The organism is Brachybacterium sp. (genome assembly GCF_052095815.1).
In the GTDB taxonomy this organism is placed as follows: Bacteria; Actinomycetota; Actinomycetes; order Actinomycetales; family Dermabacteraceae; genus Brachybacterium.
Window position 1 is genome coordinate 75,421 of the sequence record NZ_JBQDLF010000012.1, and the last position, 21,799, is coordinate 97,219.

General features: G+C 68.9%; 16 protein-coding genes. 7 read left to right on the plus strand and 9 right to left on the minus strand.

The window, feature by feature from the left end; translation table 11 throughout:
* Positions 1 to 243: 243 nt before the first annotated feature.
* From ACTH43_RS07320 to ACTH43_RS07335, 4 genes are all read right to left on the minus strand, one after another.
* Entirely contained in the window at positions 244 to 1,074 is an 831-nt protein-coding gene (locus tag ACTH43_RS07320; protein ID WP_441444265.1) for a carbohydrate ABC transporter permease, read from the minus strand.
* A gap of 1 nt (position 1,075) precedes the next feature.
* Positions 1,076 to 2,080, minus strand: coding sequence for a carbohydrate ABC transporter permease (locus tag ACTH43_RS07325; protein WP_441444266.1), 1,005 nt, complete (start codon positions 2,078 to 2,080; stop codon positions 1,076 to 1,078).
* Positions 2,077 to 3,393, minus strand: coding sequence for an extracellular solute-binding protein (locus ACTH43_RS07330; RefSeq protein ID WP_441444267.1), 1,317 nt, complete (start codon positions 3,391 to 3,393; stop codon positions 2,077 to 2,079). Before ACTH43_RS07330 ends, ACTH43_RS07325 begins: the two co-directional genes overlap by 4 nt.
* 444 nt (positions 3,394 to 3,837) lie before the next feature.
* Positions 3,838 to 4,923 carry a Gfo/Idh/MocA family protein gene (locus ACTH43_RS07335; RefSeq protein ID WP_441444268.1) on the minus strand — a complete coding sequence of 362 codons (1,086 nt, stop codon included), beginning with the start codon at positions 4,921 to 4,923 and terminating at the stop codon, positions 3,838 to 3,840.
* A 443-nt stretch (positions 4,924 to 5,366) separates the two neighbouring features.
* Between ACTH43_RS07335 and ACTH43_RS07340 the strand changes: the two genes are divergently transcribed.
* From ACTH43_RS07340 to ACTH43_RS07350, 3 genes are all read left to right on the plus strand, one after another.
* Positions 5,367 to 6,740 (plus strand): S-layer homology domain-containing protein, encoded by a 1,374-nt coding sequence (locus tag ACTH43_RS07340; protein WP_441444269.1) that lies wholly within the window; start codon positions 5,367 to 5,369, stop codon positions 6,738 to 6,740.
* A 77-nt stretch (positions 6,741 to 6,817) separates the two neighbouring features.
* Positions 6,818 to 7,519: a maleylpyruvate isomerase N-terminal domain-containing protein gene (locus ACTH43_RS07345; protein WP_441444270.1), complete on the plus strand. Its 702-nt coding sequence runs from the start codon at positions 6,818 to 6,820 to the stop codon at positions 7,517 to 7,519.
* 164 nt (positions 7,520 to 7,683) lie between these two features.
* The gene (locus ACTH43_RS07350) at positions 7,684 to 9,255 is read left to right on the plus strand and encodes an aspartate:alanine exchanger family transporter (protein ID WP_441444271.1); all 1,572 of its coding nucleotides are present in this window, start codon (positions 7,684 to 7,686) and stop codon (positions 9,253 to 9,255) included.
* 76 nt (positions 9,256 to 9,331) lie between these two features.
* Here ACTH43_RS07350 and ACTH43_RS07355 read toward each other — a convergent pair whose 3' ends face one another.
* The 4 genes from ACTH43_RS07355 to ACTH43_RS07370 all read right to left on the minus strand — a co-directional run bounded on the left by ACTH43_RS07355 (position 9,332) and on the right by ACTH43_RS07370 (position 13,680).
* Complete coding sequence (locus ACTH43_RS07355; protein WP_441444272.1) at positions 9,332 to 10,498, minus strand: Gfo/Idh/MocA family protein; 1,167 nt, start codon at positions 10,496 to 10,498, stop codon at positions 9,332 to 9,334.
* Between the two features lie 118 nt (positions 10,499 to 10,616).
* Positions 10,617 to 11,699 (minus strand): Gfo/Idh/MocA family protein, encoded by a 1,083-nt coding sequence (locus ACTH43_RS07360; RefSeq protein WP_441444273.1) that lies wholly within the window; start codon positions 11,697 to 11,699, stop codon positions 10,617 to 10,619.
* Positions 11,696 to 12,442 (minus strand): ThuA domain-containing protein, encoded by a 747-nt coding sequence (locus tag ACTH43_RS07365; RefSeq protein ID WP_441444274.1) that lies wholly within the window; start codon positions 12,440 to 12,442, stop codon positions 11,696 to 11,698. The genes ACTH43_RS07360 and ACTH43_RS07365 overlap by 4 nt, the downstream gene beginning before the upstream one ends.
* A complete protein-coding gene (locus ACTH43_RS07370) occupies positions 12,442 to 13,680 on the minus strand; it encodes a Gfo/Idh/MocA family protein (protein ID WP_441444275.1) in 1,239 nt (412 codons plus the stop codon). The genes ACTH43_RS07365 and ACTH43_RS07370 overlap by 1 nt, the downstream gene beginning before the upstream one ends.
* Before the next feature lie 359 nt (positions 13,681 to 14,039).
* On the opposite strand from ACTH43_RS07370, the gene ACTH43_RS07375 reads away from it, so the two are divergent.
* Together ACTH43_RS07375 and ACTH43_RS07380 are read left to right on the plus strand one after the other, a co-directional pair.
* A complete protein-coding gene (locus ACTH43_RS07375; protein WP_441444276.1) occupies positions 14,040 to 16,472 on the plus strand; it encodes a beta-glucosidase in 2,433 nt (810 codons plus the stop codon).
* Positions 16,472 to 17,710 carry an endo-1,4-beta-xylanase gene (locus tag ACTH43_RS07380; RefSeq protein WP_441444277.1) on the plus strand — a complete coding sequence of 413 codons (1,239 nt, stop codon included), beginning with the start codon at positions 16,472 to 16,474 and terminating at the stop codon, positions 17,708 to 17,710. Before ACTH43_RS07375 ends, ACTH43_RS07380 begins: the two co-directional genes overlap by 1 nt.
* On the opposite strand, the gene ACTH43_RS07385 is transcribed toward ACTH43_RS07380, so the two are convergent.
* Positions 17,679 to 18,455 (minus strand): DUF624 domain-containing protein, encoded by a 777-nt coding sequence (locus ACTH43_RS07385; protein ID WP_441444278.1) that lies wholly within the window; start codon positions 18,453 to 18,455, stop codon positions 17,679 to 17,681. The genes ACTH43_RS07380 and ACTH43_RS07385 overlap by 32 nt on opposite strands.
* 536 nt (positions 18,456 to 18,991) lie before the next feature.
* On the opposite strand from ACTH43_RS07385, the gene ACTH43_RS07390 reads away from it, so the two are divergent.
* Together ACTH43_RS07390 and ACTH43_RS07395 are read left to right on the plus strand one after the other, a co-directional pair.
* Complete coding sequence (locus tag ACTH43_RS07390; protein WP_441444279.1) at positions 18,992 to 20,665, plus strand: ABC transporter substrate-binding protein; 1,674 nt, start codon at positions 18,992 to 18,994, stop codon at positions 20,663 to 20,665.
* A gap of 34 nt (positions 20,666 to 20,699) precedes the next feature.
* The gene (locus ACTH43_RS07395; RefSeq protein ID WP_441444280.1) at positions 20,700 to 21,674 is read left to right on the plus strand and encodes an ABC transporter permease; all 975 of its coding nucleotides are present in this window, start codon (positions 20,700 to 20,702) and stop codon (positions 21,672 to 21,674) included.
* Positions 21,675 to 21,799: the final 125 nt, after the last annotated feature.

Consider the following 21,799-nt stretch of genomic DNA (forward strand, 5'->3'; position numbering starts at 1 on the left):
CCCCCCCGCCCCGTGGGTGGGGTGGCTGGGCCCCCCCATCGCCCCCCGGGTATTTTTTACAGACCTATCCGGGTCTTTTCCGCCCCAGATGGTTGGCGATTCTGGCTCGGAATCGACCGGGATCGCGTGGATGATGCCGCGGACGGCGCCGGAAACGGGGGTGGGCCGGCCCCGGGGCCGGCCCAGGGGGATCGCCCGCGATGCCGGCCCACGGCGCGGAGCCATAGCCCCCGCCGAACAGGCCTACTTGCTGAAGCCCGCCGTCAGGCCGCTCACCAGCTGGCGACGGCCCGCGATGTACAGCACCAGGATGGGCAGCGCGGAGAGCATCACCGCGGCCAGAACGGCCGGGATGTTCACCGTGAACTCGCCCTGGTAGGCCCACAGCGACAGCGGCAGCACACGCTTGTCAGAGCTCTGGGTGAGCACCAGCGGGAACAGGAATCCGTTCCACACCTGCAGCGCGTCATAGATGCCCACGGTGACCACAGCCGGCTTCGCCAGCGGCAGCACCAGCGAGCGGAACATCTGCCAGTCGTTGGCCCCGTCGATGGTCATCGACTCGTACAGCTCCTTGGGAACGTCCCGCAGGAAGTTCGTCAGGATCAGGATGGTGATCGGGATCGCGAAGGCGATCGAGGGCAGGATCAGCGCCCACAGGGTGTCGTACAGCCCCAGCTGCACGATCAGGTAGTAGATCGGGATGATCGTGGCCTGCAGCGGGATCGCGATGCCCATCAGGAACAGTTTCTGACTGAACTTCGCCAGTCGGGTGCGTGAGCGCACGATGACGTAGCTGGCCAGCAACGAGGCGGTCACCACGGCGACCACCGTGATCACGGTGACGAACACCGAGTTCGCGAAGTAGCGCATGAAGTCGTTCTCGAGCACGTACCGGAACGGCTCGAGGGTGAACTCGGAAGGCAGCGACAGCGGGTTCGAGGAGAAGTAGTCCTCGCGCGGTCGGACGCTGGTGACGACGATGTAGTAGATCGGCACCAGGATCACCAGCAGCCAGGCGAAGCCCAGCAGACCACCGATGACATTGGGGGAGCTGTGTGTTCTCGTGCTCATCTCAGGCGCCCTCCATCTGGCTCTCCATGCGATCCGCGCCGGAGACGCGGTTGAGGATCAATGACAGGGTCAGCCCCACGACCACCAGGATCACGGCGATGACGCTGGCCGGACCCATTTCGTAGGAACGGAATCCGGTGAGGTACATGTCCAGCGGCAGGATGCGGGTGGCGTTGCCGGGCCCGCCGCCGGTCAGGATGAACACGAGGTCGAAGTAGGTCAGCGAACCGACCAGCATCAGGGTGGAGCTGGTGACGATGGTGTACTTCAGCTGCGGCAGGGTGACGTTGAAGAACTGCCGCACCCTTCCGGCGCCGTCGAGCGTGGCCGCCTCGTACATCGAGGTCGGGATCTGCCGCACACCCGCCTGGTACAGCAGCGAGTGGAAGGGCACGAACGACCACGAGATCACCATGATCAGGGTGTAGAACGCGAAGGTCGGCGAACCCAGCCAGTCCTGGCTGAGGAAATCCAGGCCGAAGGCGCGGGAGATGCCGAAGTTTGGGTCCAGCAGCGCCTTGAACGCGATGCCGGTGGCCGCTGCGGAGAACAGCAGCGGCAGGAAGTACAGCACCGAGAACACTTCGCGGTAGCGCTGGTGCCCGGCCATGAACACGCCCAGCAGCAGGCTCAGCGGGAACTGCACCGCATAGCTCAGCACCGTCATCAGCAGCGTCAGCCACATGGCATTGAGGGTCACGGGGTCCTGGAACACCTGGAACCAGGCGGCGAGGCCCGCGAACTGCGGTGTCCCCAGACCGTCCCAGGCGAAGAACGAGAGCACCACCACGCCCGCCAGGGGCACCAGTGCGAACACTCCGAAGAAGCTCAGAGCGGGGACCAGCAGCCAGTTGCTGGGTCCGGTGCTCAGACGGCGACGACTGCTGGAGCGGCCGACGCTCCCGCCCGGGTGGGCCGACGAGGGCGAGGTGCCCTCGTCGGCCGAGGCGGTGGCCTCGGCGCCAGCGGTACCGGTGCGGGGTGCGTGCGACTGCCCGGCGGTCATGCCGACAGGGTCGCGTTCATGTTGGACACGAATTCCTCGGGCTGGATCTCTCCCAAGAAGATGCGGGAGAGGTTGTTCAGCAGTTCCTGCGCGGGGGCCGGGGCCAGGGCCTGGTCCCAGGACAGCTGGAAGTGCGGAGCGTTCAGCACCATGTCGTAGGCGAAGGACAGGAAGGCCTCGTCGTCCAGCCCGCCGAAGGAGTCCTCGAGTCCGGCGACCGCCGGGATCGCGCCCATGGCCAGGAAGTTGTCGACCATGTCCTGGTTGAGGTTGAACTCATTGAGGTACTGGATCGCCAGCTCCTGGATCTCCGGCTCGGCCGCGGCCGAGACCGACCAGTAATTGGCCGGATTGCCGACCACGTTGGCCGGATCGCCCGCACCGCCGTCCTTCGCCGGGAAGTTCAGGAATCCGAGGTTCCCCTCGGCGACGAAGTCCGGGGCGTCCTGCTTGAAGGTGCCGTAGACCCAGCTGCCCTGCAGCAGCATTGCGGCCTTGCCGGTGTGGACCAGGGCGGCGTCGGCCCCGGCGTCGGCGGCGACCGAGCCGTAGGCGTCGCCGAAGGCACCGGCGTCCTTCAGCTCGATGATCGCCTCGAGCGCTGAGGTGATCGCCGGATCGGACCAGGCGTCTGCCTCGCCCGCGATGACCTTCTGGAAGACGCCCTCGCCACCGATGCGGTCGGTGAGGTACTGGATGTACATCAGTTCCGGCCAGATGCTCTGGCCTGCCAGGGAGAGTGGGGTGATGCCGGCGGCGGAGAAGGTCTCCACCGCGGTCATCAGCTCGGCCCAGGTGGTGGGCGGGGTGACGGAGTGCTCTTCGAACAGGGCGGTGTTGTAGTAGAGAATCACCGGCTGGGTGTCGTTGTTGGGGACGCCGTACTGGGCGCCGTCGACCTGACCGACCTTCGCGATCGACTCGATGGTGCGCGAGAGCACGTCATCGACCTTGCCGGAGAGGTCCACCACCGAGTCATTGGCGACGTAGTCGGCCAGAGTGCCGCCGGCCCAGTTGAAGATCAGGGTAGGGGCGTTGCCGGACCCGATCGCGGTGCGGATCTTCTCCTTGTAGGAGTCATTGGCGAAGAACTCCACGGCGAAGGGGTTGTCGGAGTTCGCCTCGTCCCAGGCATCGAAGGACGCCTGGTAGGTGTCCTGCTTGGCACCGGTCAGCGCCCAGACCGAGAGGCTCGACGGAGAGCCGCCGCCTCCGCCGGGCTGGGTGCCCCCTCCGCAGGCGCTGAGGACGGCGAGGGACGGGATCGCCAGGCCGAGGCCCGCGAGAGTCGCGCGGCGGGTGGGTTGCATCATTGCTGCCTCCAGGATCACGGACCGACAATTGACTGAAATGTTTCGGAAACTAATGTCGGTGTCGTTAAGTTAATCCCTCTTACTGCCACAGGTCAAGCGGGAGGGGGAGCATTCGCGTCTCAACCCGTCGTGACGTGCGCACAGCGCGTCGGGGTGTCGGCGGAGAGGCGCGCCGCGGGGCCCTGGGAAGGGAAGAAAACTTTCGCGGGAAGCAGTGTGGGCGGTGCAGTCCGGACAGGTGGAGGCGAGAGGCCGACGGGCTGCGGACTCCTCGGCGCGCCCTGCGCGCAGAACGATCCCGGTCGATTCCGGGCCAGGTCGGTGGGGCATGTGGGTGGGTATAGACAGGGATCGGGAGGAGGGCGCGGCGACAAGGGTGGCGCGGGCCGCGCGCCGCGTGCCGGGGCGGGGCGGCGCCGGTCGCTGGGCGCCGGTCAGGTGGGGTCAGGCGCGGCCGGTGAGCTCCCGGGCCCGCTCCTGTGCGGTGATCGCCAGTTCCACGGCCTTGAAGGCGTGCTCCTGGGTCATGGCGTTCTCGGTGCGGTTCAGCACGTCCAGGATCAGCTCCCCGAAGAAGGGGTAGCCCACCTCGCCGGTGGCGTTCATGCGGTGCTCGCCCTCGCCGTCGACCAGGATCACCTGGCCGCCGCCGTTGTCGGTCGTGACGTCGACGTACTTGCGCAGCTCGATGTAGCCCTCGGTGCCGAGGATGAACGTGCGACCGTCACCCCAGGTGCGCAGCCCGGCGGGGGTGAACCAGTCCACGCGGACGAAGCCGGTGGCGCCGCTGGAGAGCGCGATGTGTGCGTCGCCGTAGTCGTCGAGCTCGGGGTGCTCGGGGTTGCCGAAGTTGCCGATCGAGCTGGAGAGGATCTCGGCATCGTCGGAGCCGGTGAAGGCGAGCATCTGCTCGAAGTTGTGGCTGCCGATGTCGGTGAGGATGCCGCCGTAGCGGGCGCGCTCGAAGAACCAGTCGGGACGCGAGGACGGGTCCCCCATGCGGTGCGGGCCCATGCCCTGGACCTGGAGGACCTTCCCGATCGCGCCGCGGTCGATCAGCTGACCGGCCAGCACGGCAGCCTCGACATGGATCCGCTCGGAGTAGTAGACGGCGTACTTCTTGCCGGTCCGCTCGACAGTATCGCGGGCCTGAGCAAGCTGCTCGCGGGTGATCAGCGGGGTCTTGTCGGTGAAGTAGTCCTTGCCGGCCTCCATCACGCGGATCCCCAGCGGGGCGCGATCGACGGGCACTGCGGCGGCGGCGACAAGATGGACCTCGGGGTCGGTCAGGACCTGCTCTTCGCTGGTCGCGACCTCGACCTGGGGGAACTTCTCCTTGAACGCGGCGGCGCGCTCGGGCTGGGGGTCGTAGACCCACTTCAGGGTGCCGCCGGCGTCCAGCAGGCCCTGGGTCATCCCGCCGATGTGGCCGTGGTCGAGGTGCATCGCGGCGAAGACGAACTCGCCGGGCTCCACGACAGGCTTCGGCATCGAGTCCGGGGCGTAGTTGGCTCCTTCGGAGACAGCCATGGGGAGGTCCTTTCGGTGGAGGGGGCGGCAGGACGGCATCGGCCGCCCCGGGCCCAGGCGGGCCGGCGTCGGACCGCGCCATCGCGGGGCGGTGTCGCCAGTGGCGCCGCTGGGTGGCTACCGGGTCAGTGTCATGCATCACGCTCGCCGTCGCCGCTATATGCCGGATGTTGCCAGGTTCGGGCAGGGGCTGGAGGGAGAGCAGGGATTCTGTGGCAAACAGTCGGACCGAGCCGGGGAACCAAGGTCTGACCAGGGGTTGGAGTCGCGTGTGCAGAAGATGCTGGCCTATGATCCGGCTGGACTCTCCGAAGCACCCGCTCCGACGTCCAGCGACACATGTCGCTCAGCGCCTCCGTCAACGGCGACGGCCAGGAGCTCGCAGCACCCGCAAGTCCACCATTCCCCCGGGTCCTCAGGGATCCACGTCCGAAGGAGCCCTCGTGCCCTGGTCGACCTCTCTGCCTGCCTCGGCGGTGCCCGTCAGGCTCCGCCGCGCCTGGACGATCCTGCTGACCGTTCTCCTCAGCATCGCGCTCCTCCCCGGTCTCGGCGCCGGACCTGCGCATGCCGAGCCGCTGGACAAGGCACAGCCCGGGCTGCTCTCCGTCACCGATGCGCGCCGCGCACTCTCCACCATGGCGGTCGATCGCAACGGTGCCGACTCCGGATACCACCGCGACCACTTCTACAAGTCCTGGCGTGTGGTCACCGCACAGAAGGGCAGCAGCCGCGGATTGCGCAGCTGGTACGGATGGGATTCGTACACGGCGAGCAGCTGGAAGGAGCCGGATGTGACCCGCGCTCTCGCCCCGAAGAAGGGCTGCGACGCCCGCGAGATCACCTTGATCCGGGACGCCGTGAACGGCGACGTGCGCTGGAACGCGGGTGACTGCAGGGTCACAGGCGGCCGCTGGTACGAGGCCTATGCCGGCAGGACCACCACCGATGCCTCCTCCCTGGACATCGAGCACATCGTGGCGATGCAGGATGCCTGGAACAACGGCGCCAAGGGCTGGCACGCGGACCAGCGCCTGCAGTTCTCCCATGACCCGCTGGTCCTGGCCGCCGTCTCCGCGTCGGAGAACCGCTCGAAGGGGTCTCGGGGCCCCGCGCAGTGGAAGCCGAGCAACAAGGCGGCCTGGCCCGCCTACGCCCAGCGCTACATCTCGATCAAGAGCAACTACGACCTGACCCTCTCCAGCGAGGCCGAGCGCACCGCGCTGTGGCAGATGATCGGCGGCGCGCCGGCACCGTCGAAGCCCAGCACTCCCGCGGGACCGTTCAAGGACGTCCGGCACGGCCAGGAGCACTATCAGGCGATGGCGTGGATGAAGTCCGCGAAGATCTCCACCGGGTGGTCCGACGGCACGTACCGACCCCTGCAGCCGGTCAACCGGGATGCGATGGCGGCGTTCCTCTACCGGATGGAGGGATCCCCGAAGGTGTCCCTGCCGAGCCGGTCCCCGTTCCGGGACGTGAGGCCGGGTCAGGAGCACTACACGGCGATCATCTGGGCGTATCAGAAGGGCATCACCACCGGGTGGGACGACGGGACCTTCCGGCCCACGCAGGCCATCGACCGTGATGCGATGGCGGCCTTCCTCTACCGATTCGCCGGGAAGCCCGCCTACTCCGCGCCGACCAGGTCGCCGTTCACGGACGTGCGACCGGGTCAGATGTTCGCGCGCGAGATGGCATGGATGAAGTCCACGGGGATCTCGACAGGCTGGTCCGACGGCACGTATCGGCCGGCCCAGCCCGTCAAGCGCGATGCGATGGCCGCATTCCTGCACCGGTACTCGCAGAAGTTCTGACCGGCCCAGCAGCAGGGACGCGGAGCGCCCGGTCGTCGACCAGGTGGAGCCGCGCCCCTGCTGCTAGCGTGCCGCGCGTGGACCTCTTCACCCTCAGCTGGACGGCGCTGCGCAACGCTGCGACCGCGCTTCCGGACGCCGCCCTGGATCGTCCCTCCGGCTGCCGCGGCTGGCTGGTGCGGGATCTGCTGTGCCATCTGGTCCTCGGTGCGCAGGATGTGCTGATCGCCCTCGCGACTCCGGCGGAGACGGCGCCCACGGCGGACGCTCTGAGCTTCTGGACCCCTCGACCGATCCCGCCCGACGGGCAGGGCCACGATCCGCGGGCCGCCCTGACCGTGAGGCTCGCCGCCGCCTACGAGGACCCCGCCCTGCTGCGCGGCCACCTCGAGGACGTCGGCGCTGCCGCCGGGCGCGCCGCCCTGCTCGCCCATCCTGACCTGCCGGTCTCCACGCACGGCAAGACTCTGACCGTGCGCGACTATCTCAGCGCTCACGTGCTCGAGTGGACCCTGCACCACCTCGATCTGATCGAGCACTCAGGCCCGATCGAGGGGACTGCGGGCGACGGAGGACCTGTCGCGGGCCCACCGGCCGCGTCCTCGGCCGCCTCGCGTGACATGGTCGAGCGGCGACTGCGGCTGCGCCTGCCGGAAACCTGGACCGACGCCGACGCGCTGCGGATCGCGACCGGCCGACGTCCCGCCACGGAGGCCGAGCAGGCAGAGCTCGACGCCCTCGGTCCGCGCGGGCAGATGCTGCCGCTGTCCTTCGGCTGAGCACCCACGCCCTTCGTCACGGTCAGTCGCGGCCGTGACCTCGCACAACTCCGCTGCACGGGCGCCCCACGCCGGGTCTATCGTGGGAGGCCACTCCATAGGCGGTGCCCGCGCACACCGCGTCCGGATCCGGTGCTCCGCGGCGGGCACAGGAAAGGCTCACCGTGATCGACGTCCTCGAGGGGAGCCCGCTCCTCACGCTGTTCCTGGTCGTCGCCACGGGTGCCCTGCTCGGCGCGATCCCCTTCGGCCGGATCCGCCTCGGCGCCGCCGGTGCGCTGTTCACGGGTCTCGCGCTCTCCGCGATCGCCCCGCACCTCGGCGCGGGCATGGAGATCGTCCAGACCCTGGGCCTGGCGCTGTTCGTCTACACCGTCGGGATCTCCGCCGGTGCCGCCTTCTTCGGCTCCCTGAACCGTCAGCTCCCGCTGCTCGCGGCCGCCACCCTCAGCACCGTGCTCGCCGCGGCCGCGACCCTCGTGCTCGGCCAGGTGCTGGGCCTGACCCGAGACCTGTCGCTCGGCCTGTTCACCGGCGCGCTCACCGCTGCCCCCGCGCTCGATGCCGCCTCGCGCCTGACCGGCACCTCCGGCCCCTCGGTGGGCTATGCCTTCGGGTACCCGATCGGTGTGATCGTCGGGATCGTGCTGGTCTCGAGCATCGTCACCCGCGCCTGGCCGGGACGGAAGGACACCCCGGCGCTGGCCGGCACCAGCCTGGCCTCCACCACCGTGCGCGTGCAGCATTCGGTGAACCTGAGGGATGTCCCGCAGTGGCACCAGCAGCAGGTGCGCTTCTCCTACCTGCGCCGCGACGACAGGGTGCGGGTGATCGTGCCGGGAGAGGATCTGCTGGTCGGGGACGAGGTGGTCGCCGTCGGCCTGCCCGATCAGGTCGAGGCCGTCACCGCGGTGCTCGGCGAGACCAGCGACCGGCACATCGCGCATGACCGCTCGCTGGTGGAGTTCACCCGGCTCACCGTCTCCAACCCGGACCTCGCCTCCCGCTCGATCGCCGAGCTGAACCTGCCGGTGCGCTTCGGCGCGGTGGTCACCCGGGTGCGGCGCGGCGACCTCGAGCTGCTGGCCCGCGACGACCTCGTCCTCGAACCGGCCGACCGCCTCGCCGTGGTGGTGGACCGCAGCCGCCTGGATGCCGTCCACGCCTTCCTCGGCGACTCGGACCGCAAGGCGGGAGAGCTCGACGTGCTCTCCCTCGGGCTCGGCCTGATGCTCGGCGTGGCGCTGGGCCTGGTGAGCCTCCCGATGCCCGGCGGCGGCAGCTTCTCCCTGGGCCCGGCCGCGGGCCCGCTGCTGGTGGGAATGGTGCTCGGCGCCCTGCGCCGCACCGGCCCGGTGGTGTGGGCGCTGCCGGGCAGCGCCAACCGCACGCTGCGCCAGCTGGGACTGCTGCTCTTCCTCGCCGGGCTCGGCCTCACCGCCGGACCGGCGGTCGCCGCGATGCTCGCCTCACCGACCGCATGGCGGGCGGCGGTGCTCTCCGCAGTCGTCGCGACGCTCGGCTGCCTCACCCTGGTGATCGCCGGACGCTGGGTGCTGGACCTCTCGGCCCCGCGCGCTGCGGGCGCGGTGGCCGGCTTCCTCGGGCAGCCGGCGGTGCTCGAGGCCGCCAACGCCCGACGGGCCGACGAGCGCATCGAGGCCGCCTACGCCACGCTGTTCGCCTTCTCCATCGTGGTGAAGATCCTGCTGGTCCCCGTCATCTGGAACCTGTGACGCGGCAGCGCCCGTGACCCGTCGGACCCGGGTCCCGTCGGCCCCTTGACCCGCGCGCGCAGGGCCATGGAGTCCTCTACGCGTGGGTGGAGCCGATGATCGACTCGCCCTCCTGCGACCGCACCGAGGCGGTCTTCTCGAAGAAGTGCGGGGCCCGCTGGACGAGCGTGCCCGCGTGGTACCAGGGGTCCTCGGGCAGGATCGGCAGATCGATCGTGCGGCGTTCGATCGCCGCGGCGTAGATCGCGGTCACCAGCTCGATCGCGTCCTTCCCCGCCTGCCCGTCGATCAGCGGGGCCCGCTCCTCCCGGAGCGCGGCGAGCACATCCCCGATCTGCCCGGCATGGCCGGTGTGCGCGAGCGGGACCTGCGCCGCGGCGAGCGCCTCGAGCTCCCGGACCAGCTCCCGGTTCCCGCCGGTCTCGGGGAAGCCGTTGGGGCGGGGAGTCTCCGCCGCGACCGTCCAGGGCTGGGAGATCCGGGCATGCTCACCCTGGATCACGACCTCCTGCTGCTCGCCGTGATGGACCACCGAGCTGGTCAGCTCCGCCAGCCCCCGCTCGTACTGCAGGATCGCCGCGGAGAGATCCTCGACCTCGGCGTTGTCGTGCCCGGCGTTGGTCATCATCGCCGCGACCGCCTGGGGACGGCCCAGCAGCCACAGCGTGAGGTCGAGGTGGTGGATCGCGTGGTTCAGCGTGGGCCCGCCGCCCTCGGAGGCCCAGGTCCCGCGCCACCACAGGTCGTAGTAGGAACGGCCACGCCACCACGCCGAGGCGATCCGGGCATGGGCGATGCGGCCGATCCTCCCCGTCTCGAGCACGGCCTTCAGCTGGGCCAGATCATCCCGGAAGCGGTTCTGGGCGACCACCGAGAGGAGCCTGCCGGAGCGTCGCTGCGCGTCGAGCATCCGGTCGCACTCCTCGAGCGAGGGCGCCATCGGCTTCTCCACGATCACATGCACCCCGGCCTCGAGCGCCTCCACGGTCAGCGCGCAGTGCGTGCCCGGCGGAGTGGCGATCGAGACCAGGTCCAGGTCCTCCGCGGCGAGCATCGCGCCCGCTGTGTCGTAGACCCGCGCCCCGTCCGGGCCGTCCAGGCCATGCGCGGCGCGGGAGGCCTCGGCCTTGGCCGGATCGATATCTGCGAGGCCGACGATCCGCACCTCGTCCGGGAACTCGAGATAAGCGGCCAGATGGGCGCGGGAGATGTTCCCGATGCCGATGATGCCGATGGAGAGCATGGAGGAGGTGCCTTTCCGGCGGGGTGACGGGTCTACGAGCGGACGGGACGGCGGGTGAGCGATCTGGCGGGACTGCGGGAGGGCGATCCCCGCTCCCGCAGTCCCTCGGGGTGGTCGGTCAGGGCGCGGAAGGCGCGAGCGAGAGCAGGGCGACCGCCTCCGGGCGCTCGCAGGTGCTCGCGATCTCCACCCGGGTCCCCGAGTGCGCGGACTCGAGCACCGCGTTCATGGTCTCCAGGACGTGCTGACCGAGCTGGCCGCTGGCCCGCAGCTGCTCATCGCGCATCGCCATGTCCTGCAGCCCGATCCCGCGCGAGGCGCCCTCGTAGCCCGCCGAGACGGGAAGCACCTCCCAGTCCTTGCCGTCGAGGCGTCGGATCGAGACCTCGCCGGCGAAGTGGTTCGGGTCGGGGACCGCAAGCGTGCCCTGGCTGCCATGGATCTCGATGGGGTGGATCGAGGTCGCGACCGCGTCGAAGCTCATCACCAGCGTGGACAGCGCCCCGGACTCGTGGACGAGCACCCCGGTGACGTGGGTGTCGGTGCTGACCGGGATGGACTCCCCGGCGCGAGGGCCGGAGCCGATGGTGCGCGTGTCCCGTGCGCGGCTGGCCGCGCCGATCACCGCGGCGACCGGGCCCAGCAGGGTGACCAGCGCATGGATGTAGTACGGGCCCATGTCCAGCAGCGGACCGCCGCCTGGCTTGTAGTAGAAGTCGGGCTGCGGATGCCAGCGCTCGTGGCCGGGGCAGACCATTGTGGCGGTGGCGGCGATGGGCAGGCCGATCAGGCCCTCGTCGATCGCGGCGCGGGCGGTCTGGGTACCGGTGCCCAGCACCGTGTCGGGCGCGGAGCCGATGAGCACTCCCGCGTCCGCGGCGGCGGCGAGCACCGCCTGCCCCTCCTCGGTGGTGACCGCGAAGGGCTTCTCGGAGTAGACGTGCTTGCCCGCAGCGATCGCCTTCAGATCGATCTCGGCATGCGCCGCGGGGATGGTCAGGTTCAGCACCGTGTCCACCTCGGGATCGCTGAGCAGCGCATCGACGCTCAGGGCGCGCACGCCCTCATGCTCAGCGGCGACTGCCTCCGCGCGTGCCGCGTCGAGATCCGCGACCGCCACCAGTTGCACATCCGGGAGGTGCCCGAAGGTCGCCAGGTACTGGGCTGCGATGACGCCGCAGCCGATCATGCCCACCTTCATCGGGTCGCCTCCGCCTTCACGTGGTCGCCGTAGGGCTGCTCGGAGCCGCGGGCGGCCCAGAGCATGCCGCGCTCGATCACGGTGCGGACGTTGGGATCCTCGAGCACCTCGACGCGGTGGCCGGGGGTGGAGACGAAGATCCGGCCCTCGCCCCACTGGCGGGTCCACAGCGCGGGCGAGGTGATCTCACGGTGCCAGGGGTCCCACTCGCGGACCTTCTGGGTGGTGGTGGCGAGAACATCGCAGTAGTCGTCCGCGAGCACCCAGTACTGCTCGGTGACCAGGTCGAAGTCGGTGATTCCCTGGGTGATGGGGTGCTCTGCGGCGGCGGGGAGCATGTTCACCGTGTACGGCACGTAGTTGTCGGCCTGCTCGCCCGTGCGCTCGTCAGGGTGCTTGCCCGGGTGGCAGCCGAACTGGCCACCGATCAGGGTGAGGTAGTCGGACTCGTTGCGGTAGGAGTCGGCGATGCCGCCGTGCCAGCCGGCCATGCCGGTGCCCGCTTCGATCGCGGCGCGCAGCCCTTCGAACTGGGGCCGCTCGATGGAGTTCATGGTGTTGCACTGGACGATCAGGTCGACCGTGGCCATGTACTCCGCGGCGGCGTAGATCGCGGGGGAGTCCTCGATCCGGACCGTGAAGCCGTTCTCCTCGAGGAAGGGGATGAACAGGTCGGTGGCCTCGACGGGCTGGTGCCCGTCCCAGCCGCCGCGGACGACGAGGCAGGTGCGAGTGGTGGTCATCAGGCGGTCTCTTCCGTGGTGGGGGTCGTGGTGGTGGTCATGTTCATCGGGTCGATGCGGGTCCAGCTGCTGCCGCTGCTGGAGCTGGTCTCGACCGCGGCGAGGACGTGCTGGACCTGCAGCGCCTCCTCGAAGGAGGGGGAGGGGTCGGTGCCCTCACCGATCGCGGTGACGAGGTCCGCGATCTGGTGGGTGAAGGTGTGCTCATAGCCCAGGCCATGCCCGGTGGGCCACCAGGCCGCGGCGTAGGGGTGCTCGGGCTCGGTCGTGAGGATGCGGGTGAAGCCCTGACGTCCGGCCGGGGCCGTCGCGTCGTAGACCTCGAGCTCGTTCATCCGCTCGAAGTCGAAGGCGATCGAGCCGTCGGCGCCGTTGATCTCCACACGCATCGCGTTCTTGCGGCCCTGCGCCATCCGGGTGGCTTCGAAGGAGCCGAGCACACCGGTCTCGAAGCGGGCGGTGAACAGGGCGACATCGTCGACCGTGACGTTCTGGCGCTCGGCGGAGGCGTCACCCTTGCCGCCGAGACCCTGCGCGGTGCCGGCTGCGGGACGGGTGGCGACCACTGTCTCCAGGGTGCCGGAGACCGAGGCGATCTGCTGCCCGGTGAGCCACTGGGTGAGATCGATGATGTGCGCGCCGATGTCGCCGAGCGCTCCGGAGCCGGCCTTCTCCTTGTCCAGCCGCCAGGTCATCGGGGACTCCGCATCGGCGAGCCAGTCCTGGAGGTACTGGGCACGGATCTGGCGGATCTCGCCGACAGCACCCTCGCTGATCAGCTGGCGGGCGTAGGCCAGCGCCGGGGTGCGACGGTAGGAGAAGCCGCAGAGCGATCTGGCGCCCTTCGCACGCGCCTCGACTGCGGCGGCAGTCATCTCCGCGGACTGCTCGACCGAGTTCGCCAGGGGCTTCTCGCACAGCACGTGCTTGCCCGCCGCGAGCGCGGCCATCGCGATCTCGTAGTGGGTATCGCCCGGGGTGCAGATGTCGATGACATCGATCTCGGGATCCTCGATCACGTCCTGCCAGCGGGTGGTGGTCTGCGCGAATCCGTAGCGCTCGGCGGCGGCGACCAGGGAGCTCTCCGTACGCCCGGCCAGGGTGCGCAGCTGCGGGGTGAGCGGCAGGTCGAAGAAGCGGTGGGCATTGCGCCAGGCATGGGAGTGGGCGGCGCCCATGAAGCCGTAGCCGATCATGCCGACGTTCAGGGTGCCGGTGCGGGCTTGCGTCGTGGTCATCGGTGAAGCACTACTCCTGAGTGAAAGTTTCGGACGGAATGAGTCTCGCCTGTGAGGCGTCCGGGACGCGGGCGTCCGCAGTCGAAGCTGGCGCAAGGAATCGTTACGACCAGCGTTCTGAGCCTATGACAGCGCATTCCTGGACGCTAGGGCCGTCCCGGGATGCTGTGTACTCACCCTATCGGAGAGAGGCTGTTGACCCCATGATCCCCCCTGTCGTACGCTCGCGCCACCGAAAGCAACCGAAAAGGTTGCTAAACCTAGATCGAAAATGCCTCCGGGACGCAGACGCGGGGAGCGGGTCGACGTCGTCGTCGCCTCGCCCACCGCAACCGTCACGGGCCGTGCGAAGGAGCGTCATGACCATTCCGCTGTGGAATGACCGGAGCCTCAGCACCGAGCAGCGCGTCGACGCGCTGCTCGCGGAGCTGAGCCTCGAGGAGAAGGCGGCCCAGCTCGGCAGCTACTGGAAGCGGCCGACGCTCGGGGACGCCGAGGGTTTCGCCCCCATGCAGTCCACCTTCGAGGCGGGCCGGGACCCCTTCGAGGCCGCGGTCCAGGACGGGCTCGGCCATCTCACCCGCCCCTACGGGAGCGCCCCGCTGAACGGCGAGGAAGGAGTGCAGAACCTGCGGACGATGCAGCAGGCCGTCGTCGCGGGTTCCCCGCATGGCATCCCGGCCCTGGTCCACGAGGAATGCCTGACCGGCATCATGGCCCATGGGGCCACGACCTATCCCGCCGCGATCGCGTGGGGCGCAAGCTTCGACCCTGCCCTGATCAGCGAGATGGGCGAACGGATCGGCACCGATATGCGCGCGATCGGCGCCCATATGGGACTCGCCCCGGTGCTGGATATCGTGCGCGACTACCGCTGGGGACGCATCGAGGAGACTATGGGGGAGGACCCCTATCTCACCGGAGTGCTCGCCACCGGGTACGTCCGCGGCCTGCAGGCCACCGGCACCATCGCGACCCTCAAGCACTTCGCCGGCCACGCCGCCTCCCGCGCGGGCCGCAACCACGCCCCCGTCTCCATCGGGATGCGCGAGCTGCACGACATGGACCTGGTCCCCTTCGAGATGGCCGTGCGCCACGGTGAGGTCGGCTCCGTGATGAACTCCTATGCAGACATCGACGGCACCCCGCCCGCCGCCAGCCACTGGCTGCTCACCGAGCTGCTGCGCGACACCTGGGGCTTCGAGGGCACCGTGGTCGCCGACTACTGGGCCGTGAGCTTCCTGCAGTCCATGCACCGTGTGGTCGAGGATGACCGGGGTGCGGCGCTCGCCGCCCTCCGCGCCGGGCTCGACATCGAGCTGCCCGAGACCACCACCTACCCCCACCTCGCCGCCGCCGTGCGCGAGGGGGATCTCGAGCTGGAGGTGCTGGACACCGCGGTGCGTCGGATCCTGCGCCAGAAGGTCGAGCTGGGCCTGCTCGACGCGCACTTCGACGCCGCGACCACCGGTGAGGCGATCGAGCTCGACTCCGAGGAGGGGCGTGCACTCGCTCGGCGGATGGCCGAGGAGTCCATCATCCTGCTGGACAACTCCCACGAGCTGCTCCCGCTGACGCCGTCGCACCCGCTGACCGCAGCGGATGACGCGCAGGGCCTCGCTGGCCCCGCTGGTCCTGTGTCGATTGCCCTGATCGGCCCTGCCGCCGTGCAGCCCCGCAGCTTCCTGGGCTGCTACAGCTTCACCAACCACGTCCTGTCCCGGCTCGAGGACAACGGCACCTCCGTGCACGTGCCCACCCTCACCGAGGCGCTCGGCGCGGAGTTCCCCGGCGCGTCGCTCACCACCACCGCCGGCACGGACTTCATCAGCCCCGACACCTCCGGGATCGCCGAGGCCGTCGCGGCGGCGCAGGCTGCCGAGCTCGCCGTCGTCGCCGTCGGCGACCTCGCCGGGCTGTTCGGCGCCGGCACCTCCGGCGAGGGCTGCGACGTCGAGAGCCTGCAGCTGCCCGGAGCCCAGCACGAGCTGGTCGAGGCGGTGCTCGCCACCGGCACGCCCGTGGTGCTGGTGCTCGTCACCGGCCGCCCGTACTCGCTCGGCGCCTACAAGGGCCGTGCCCACGCGATCGTGCAGGCGTTCATGCCGGGCGAAGAGGGCGCGAGCGCGATCGCCGGGGTGCTCTCCGGCCGGGTGAACCCCTCCGGTCGCCTGCCCATCGGCATCCCGAACGGGGTGGGCGGACAGCCCGGCACCTACCTCGCCCCGGTGCTGGCCTGGGAGAGCGACGGCATCTCGAACCTCGACCCCAAGCCCCTGTTCCCCTTCGGCCACGGCCTGAGCTACTCGCGCTTCGAGTACTCCGCGCTCGAGCTCTCCGCCCCGCAGATCGCAGCGGACGGCACCATCGAGATCTCCGCGACCGTCACCAACACCTCGGACCGCGACGGCAAGGAGGTCGTCCAGCTGTACCTCAGCGACCCCGTCGCCAGCGTGGTGCGACCGCTCAAGCGCCTAGTGGGCTTCACCAAGGTGGGCCTCGCCGCCGGGGAGAGCACGCGCGTGACCTTCCAGCTGCACGCCGACCGCACCTCCTTCACCGGCCCCGACCTGCAGCGCATCGTCGAGCCCGGCGAGTTCCGGGTGCGGCTCGGCGCCAGCAGCGAGGACGTCACCCTCGAGGGCTCCTTCCGGATCGAGGGCGAGGTGCGGGTCCTCAGCCCCGGCCGGCACGTCCTGGACACCCCGGCCACCGTGTCCCCGGTCGCGCTGCGCGCGCAGGACCCGATGACAGCGGGCGCCCCGGCAGCAGTGATGGGAGGCGGTCTGTGATGACCACCGCGCAGCAGGCCGTGATGGCCGAACGCACCGAGACCTTCCGGCTCCGCCTCGTGGACGAGCAGGGCGCGGCACGGGCAGGGGAGGAGGTCCGCGTCGAACAGATCTCCCACGACTTCGGCTTCGGCTGCTCCGGCTTCGAGCTGCAGCCCGAGGATCCCGATGAGCACACCAGGCTGTGGCTGGACCTGTTCAACATGGCCACCCTGCCCTTCTACTGGCGCTGGTTCGAGAAGACCCCCGGTGCCCCCGACACTGAGCGGCTGCGGCGCCTGGCGACGGGACTGCGCGGGCACGGCGTGCGCCTCAAGGGCCATCCGCTGCTCTGGCACACACTCGCCCCCACTTGGCTGCTCGAGAAGGACCCTGCGGAGGTCGAGGAGGCGATCCGTCACCGGATCACCCGCGAGGCCACGAACTTCGCCGGCCTGATCGATCAGTGGGATGCGATCAACGAGACCGTGATCCTCCCGGTGTTCGAGGCGGAGGAGAACGCCGTCACCCGGCTCGCCCAGGCGCGCGGGCGGATGCATGTCATCCGCCTCGCCTTCGAGACCGCCCGCGCCGCGGACCCCACAGCCCGGCTGGTGCTGAACGACTTCGAGCTCTCCTCCGCCTTCGAGGACGTCATCGAGGAGTGCCTGGAGGCCGGGCTGGAGATCGACGCGATCGGCGTGCAGACCCACATGCACAAGGGCTACCGCGGCGAGGAGCAGATCGCGGAGGTGATCGGGCGCTTCTCCCGCTTCGGCCTCCCGGTCCAGCTGACCGAGACCACGCTGCTCTCCGGCCACATCATGCCCGCGCACATCGTCGACCTCAACGACTACGTGGTCGACTCCTGGCCGTCCACGCCCGAGGGCGAGGAGCGGCAGGCCGATGAGCTGGTGCGCCACTACCGCACCGTGCTCGCCCAGCCAGCCGTCGAATCACTGACCTACTGGGGGCTCGGCGACGCCGGTGCCTGGCTCGGCGCCCCCGCCGGGCTGGTGCGGGCCGACGGCACCCCCAAGCCGAGCTACCACGCACTGAAGTCACTGATCAGCGAGGAGTGGTGGACTGGCAGTCATCCGCTGCGCAGCGATGCGGATGGCGTCCTGACGGTCCGCGGCTTCGCCGGGGACTACCGGCTCGACCTTGCGGGGGAGGCGGGGGAGTCCGTGGAGTTCACGATCCCTCGAGGGGGCGGGCATCAGGAGCTCAGTCCTGCGGAGAGCTCTCCGCAGAGCTGATCTCAGGGCCTGCCTCGGGGCCGACCGCAGGGCCGCCAGCAGGGCCTGCCTCGGGGGCTACCGCAGGGCCGCCTGCGGGGCTGACGAACTGCTCGGTGAGCATCGCCGCGATCTTCCGCTCCGAGGCCCACAGCGCGAAGACCAGCAGTGATGCCGTGAACAGCAGCATGAACTCGCCGATCAGCAGGATGATCCCGAGCGTCAGCACGCCGAGCGACACCAGCGCCAGGGTGGACAGCGGCTTCACCAGGAGGGTGAAGGCCGAGAGCCGGAAGACGTCCCGGGCCCGGAAGCTGAAGCGGGAGATGATCGAGAGCGCCCGTGCCAGCACCAGCAGTGCGGCCGCGCCCAGCACCAGGAAGACGATGTTGAGCATGCTGGTCCCGGCCGCACCGGCATAGGTGAGGTTGAACGCCGCCAGGGCCAGCACGAGGACCACTGGGCCGCCCACCCGGAGGCTGTCCAGCGCGTTCAACCGGTACCCGCGCAGGAACTGACGCGCCGGGACCAGCTCCTGGTCCTCGCGCCAGGCGCGGCAGGCATACAGGGCCGCGGCGATGGCCGGCAGCAGCGGCAGCGCGGCGATCACGAACACCGGCGAGCTCAGCGGCCCGGGGGAGAGCAGGGTCCACACCAGCAGGGTCGGCACGGCGGCCAGCACCAGCATCACGTCGATCACCAGGAACCAGTAGACGCCCTCGGTGAGTTCGGTGAACATCCCTCGCGGGCGGCGGGGTGGCGTCATTGCTCCTCCTGGAGATCGCAGTCCTCAGAGAACTGCAGTGCTGTCGCAGTGCCCAGAGCACTGCAGTGCTGTCGCAGTGCCCAGAGCACTGCAGTCTGCCGCCATAGATCGACGGAACCCCATTCTCAACGAAACTTTCGATCCCTGTCGAGCCCTAGTTGCAGGAATGTTACCTTCGCAGGCTCTGCCTGAGGGGCGGTCGTGCGAGCGATTGGGCATCAAGTGGCCAGGCCAAGTCTGCTTTGCTTGGCACGGACGCGTTCTTTTCAAACTTTCGTGAACTTCTTGACCAGGATCACATCCCCAGCTAGGTTGTGTGTCATAGCGAAAGCTTGACGAAATTCTCGGCAATTCCTCCGGCATAGTCGCCGGCGCGAGCCCCGCACGAGAGCTTCATCCACTCAGTTCGGCCAGTCCCTCAGCCACCTCCGGTGACCTGTCGGCACCTGAGCCTCGACGTACCGCACCACCGGTTCGACCCGCTTCGCCCACGCCGCACCACCCGGTCCGGCACCGACCCTCATGAGGAGACGGCAATGAACACGTCCCGCCACTTCCCTTTCGCGCCGACCCGACGCAGCTTCGTCGGACTCTCCGCCGCCGCGTTCGCCACGGTGGCGCTGGCCGCCTGCGGCTCCGACTCCGGTGAGGAGGTCGACGTCGAGTCCCAGAACGTGGGCGCGATGGACGACTACGCCGCGGACACCCAGTTCAAGGCCACCGAGCCGATCCAGGTCAGCATGCTGTGGACCGACTGGCCCGAGGTCCCCGTCGAGGACACCTGGCGGCTCTTCGATCACATCAAGGAGCTCACGAACGTCGAGATCACGCTGACGCACATCCCCTTCAGCGATGCGACCGAGAAGCGCAGCCTGCTCATCAGCGCTGGTGACGCGCCGACGCTGATCCCGCTGGTCTACACCGGCGAGGACGCCCCGTTCGTCTCCTCGGGCGCCGTCGTGCCGATGAGCGACTACGTGGACAAGATGCCGAACTTCCAGAAGTACGTCGAGGAATGGGACCTCGCCGACATGATCGACAACCTCAAGCAGGAGGACGGCAAGTACTACATGGTGCCGGGCCTGCAGGAGGTCTCGGTGCCCGTCTTCAGCCTGGTCATCCGCAAGGATGTCTTCGAGGAGGTCACCGGCGCGGTGCCGAACACCTGGGACGAACTCCACGAGGGTCTCAAGCTCATCAAGGAGAAGTACCCCGACTCGACCCCGCTGGCCGACGGCTTCGAGGGCGGCGCGCTCTTCAACTTCGCCTCCCACGCCTGGCTCACCAAGGGCGGCTGGGGCTTCGGCGACGGTTCGATCGAGGGCCCCGACGGCAAGCTCACCTACGTTGCGATCACAGACGAGTACAAGACCATGATCGAGCTGTTCCGGACCCTGGTCGAGGACGGCCTGCTGGATCGGGAGTCCCTCACCGCCTCCAACGACGGCTCCGGTGCGGCGTCGGTCGCCGAGAAGTTCGCGGCCGAGACCTGCTTCGCCGCCTCCGGCTCCTCCGGCACCGCGATCGAGTTCAGCCAGGCACTGAACGAAACCGTCGGCGAGGGCAATCACTCCGTCACCCTGATCCCGCCGCCCGCAGGGCCGGCCGGCGAGCACGTCGAGCCGCGCAACTTCTGGCACGGGTTCATGCTCAACTCGCAGATCACGAAGTCCGAGAACTTCCTGGCCACCCTGCAGTTCCTCGACTGGCTGTACTACAACCCGGATGCCCGCGAGATGCTGCGCTGGGGCGAGAAGGACGTCAACTACACCAAGGCCGAGGACGGCGCCATCGAACTGATGGACGGCTTCTCGCTCGACAGCTTCAACATCAACACCGGCGCCGGCACGGACATCAACGTGGACCTCGGGTTCTCGACTTTCCCCGCTGAGTCGACTGAGTCCCGGGAGCTCAAGGAGTCCTACAGCACCCCCGAGTTCGTCGAGTACATCGACAATGTCCTCTCCACGCGCACCCCGCGCGATCCGTACCCGCCCAAGCCCATGGACGAGACCGAGCTCGAGCAGGCCTCGCTGCTGGCCACCCCGATCAAGGACTCCGTGGACACGGCGACCCTTCAGTTCATCATGGGCGAGCGCGACATGAGCGAATGGGACGCCTTCAAGGGCGAGCTGGAGGCAGCGGGCCTGCCGCGCTACCTCGAGCTGCTCAACAAGGCACGTGACCGCTTCGTTGAGGCGAACGGGTGAATGGCACCGAGGCACTGACGGAGGAGCTGAGGTCATGACACTGACGGAGACTCGGGAGACCGCGGCGCAGGAACCTGCGCCGCGGCCCCCGGCCCCAAAACGCAGACCGGGAGGTTGGAAGCGGTCGCTCCGGCGCGACTGGCCGCTGTACACCCTCGCGATCGCCCCACTGATCTTCCTGGCGATCTTCCGATACCTGCCGATGCTCGGCAATGTGATCGCCTTCCGACGGTTCCGGCCCGGAGGCAGCATCTTCGGCGACGAATGGGTCGGGATGCTGTACGTGGATATGTTCATCCACGATCCCGCGTTCTGGAACGTCTTCACGAACACGGCGATCATCGGCGGCATGACCCTGGTGGTCTGCTTCCCGCTGCCGATCATCCTCGCGCTCATGCTCAACGAGGTGCGACGCACGCACTTCAAGCGGATCGTGCAGTCGATCAGCTACCTGCCCCACTTCCTCTCGGTCGTGATCGTGGTCGGCATGGTCTACCAGCTGCTCTCCCTGCAGGGCACGGTCAACCAGATCACCGAGGCCTTCGGCGGGGACGCAGTCTCGTTCCTCCAGAAGCCTGAATGGTTCCGGTTCATCTACGTCGCCTCCGAGGCCTGGCAGACGGTCGGCTGGGGCACGATCCTGTACCTCGCCGCGCTCACCGCGGTGGACGACGGCCTCTACGAGGCGTCACGCATCGATGGGGCCAACCGCTGGCAGCAGACCTGGCACGTGACGATCCCGGGGATCCGGCCGACGATGGTCACCCTGCTGATCCTCAACATCGGCAACTTCCTCAACGTCGGCTTCGAGAAGGTCCTGCTGCTGTACAACCCCATGACCTACTCCACCGGTGACGTCATCTCGACGTACCTGTACCGCGTGGGTCTGGTGTCGAACAACCTCAGCTATGCGGCGGCCATCGGCCTGTTCCAGGCGATCATCGGTTTCGTGATGGTCATGTCCGCCAACTACATCTCGAAGCGATTGGTGGGGACGAGCCTGTGGTGATCGAAGCAATGGCCCCGGATGCGCCGCGCAAGAATTCCAAGAGCGCAGTCGCCCCCCGGACCTCCCGGATTAACCTCGGGATTTCATGGGGGTGTGGTCCCGACCGGCGGACGGCTTAGAGAAAG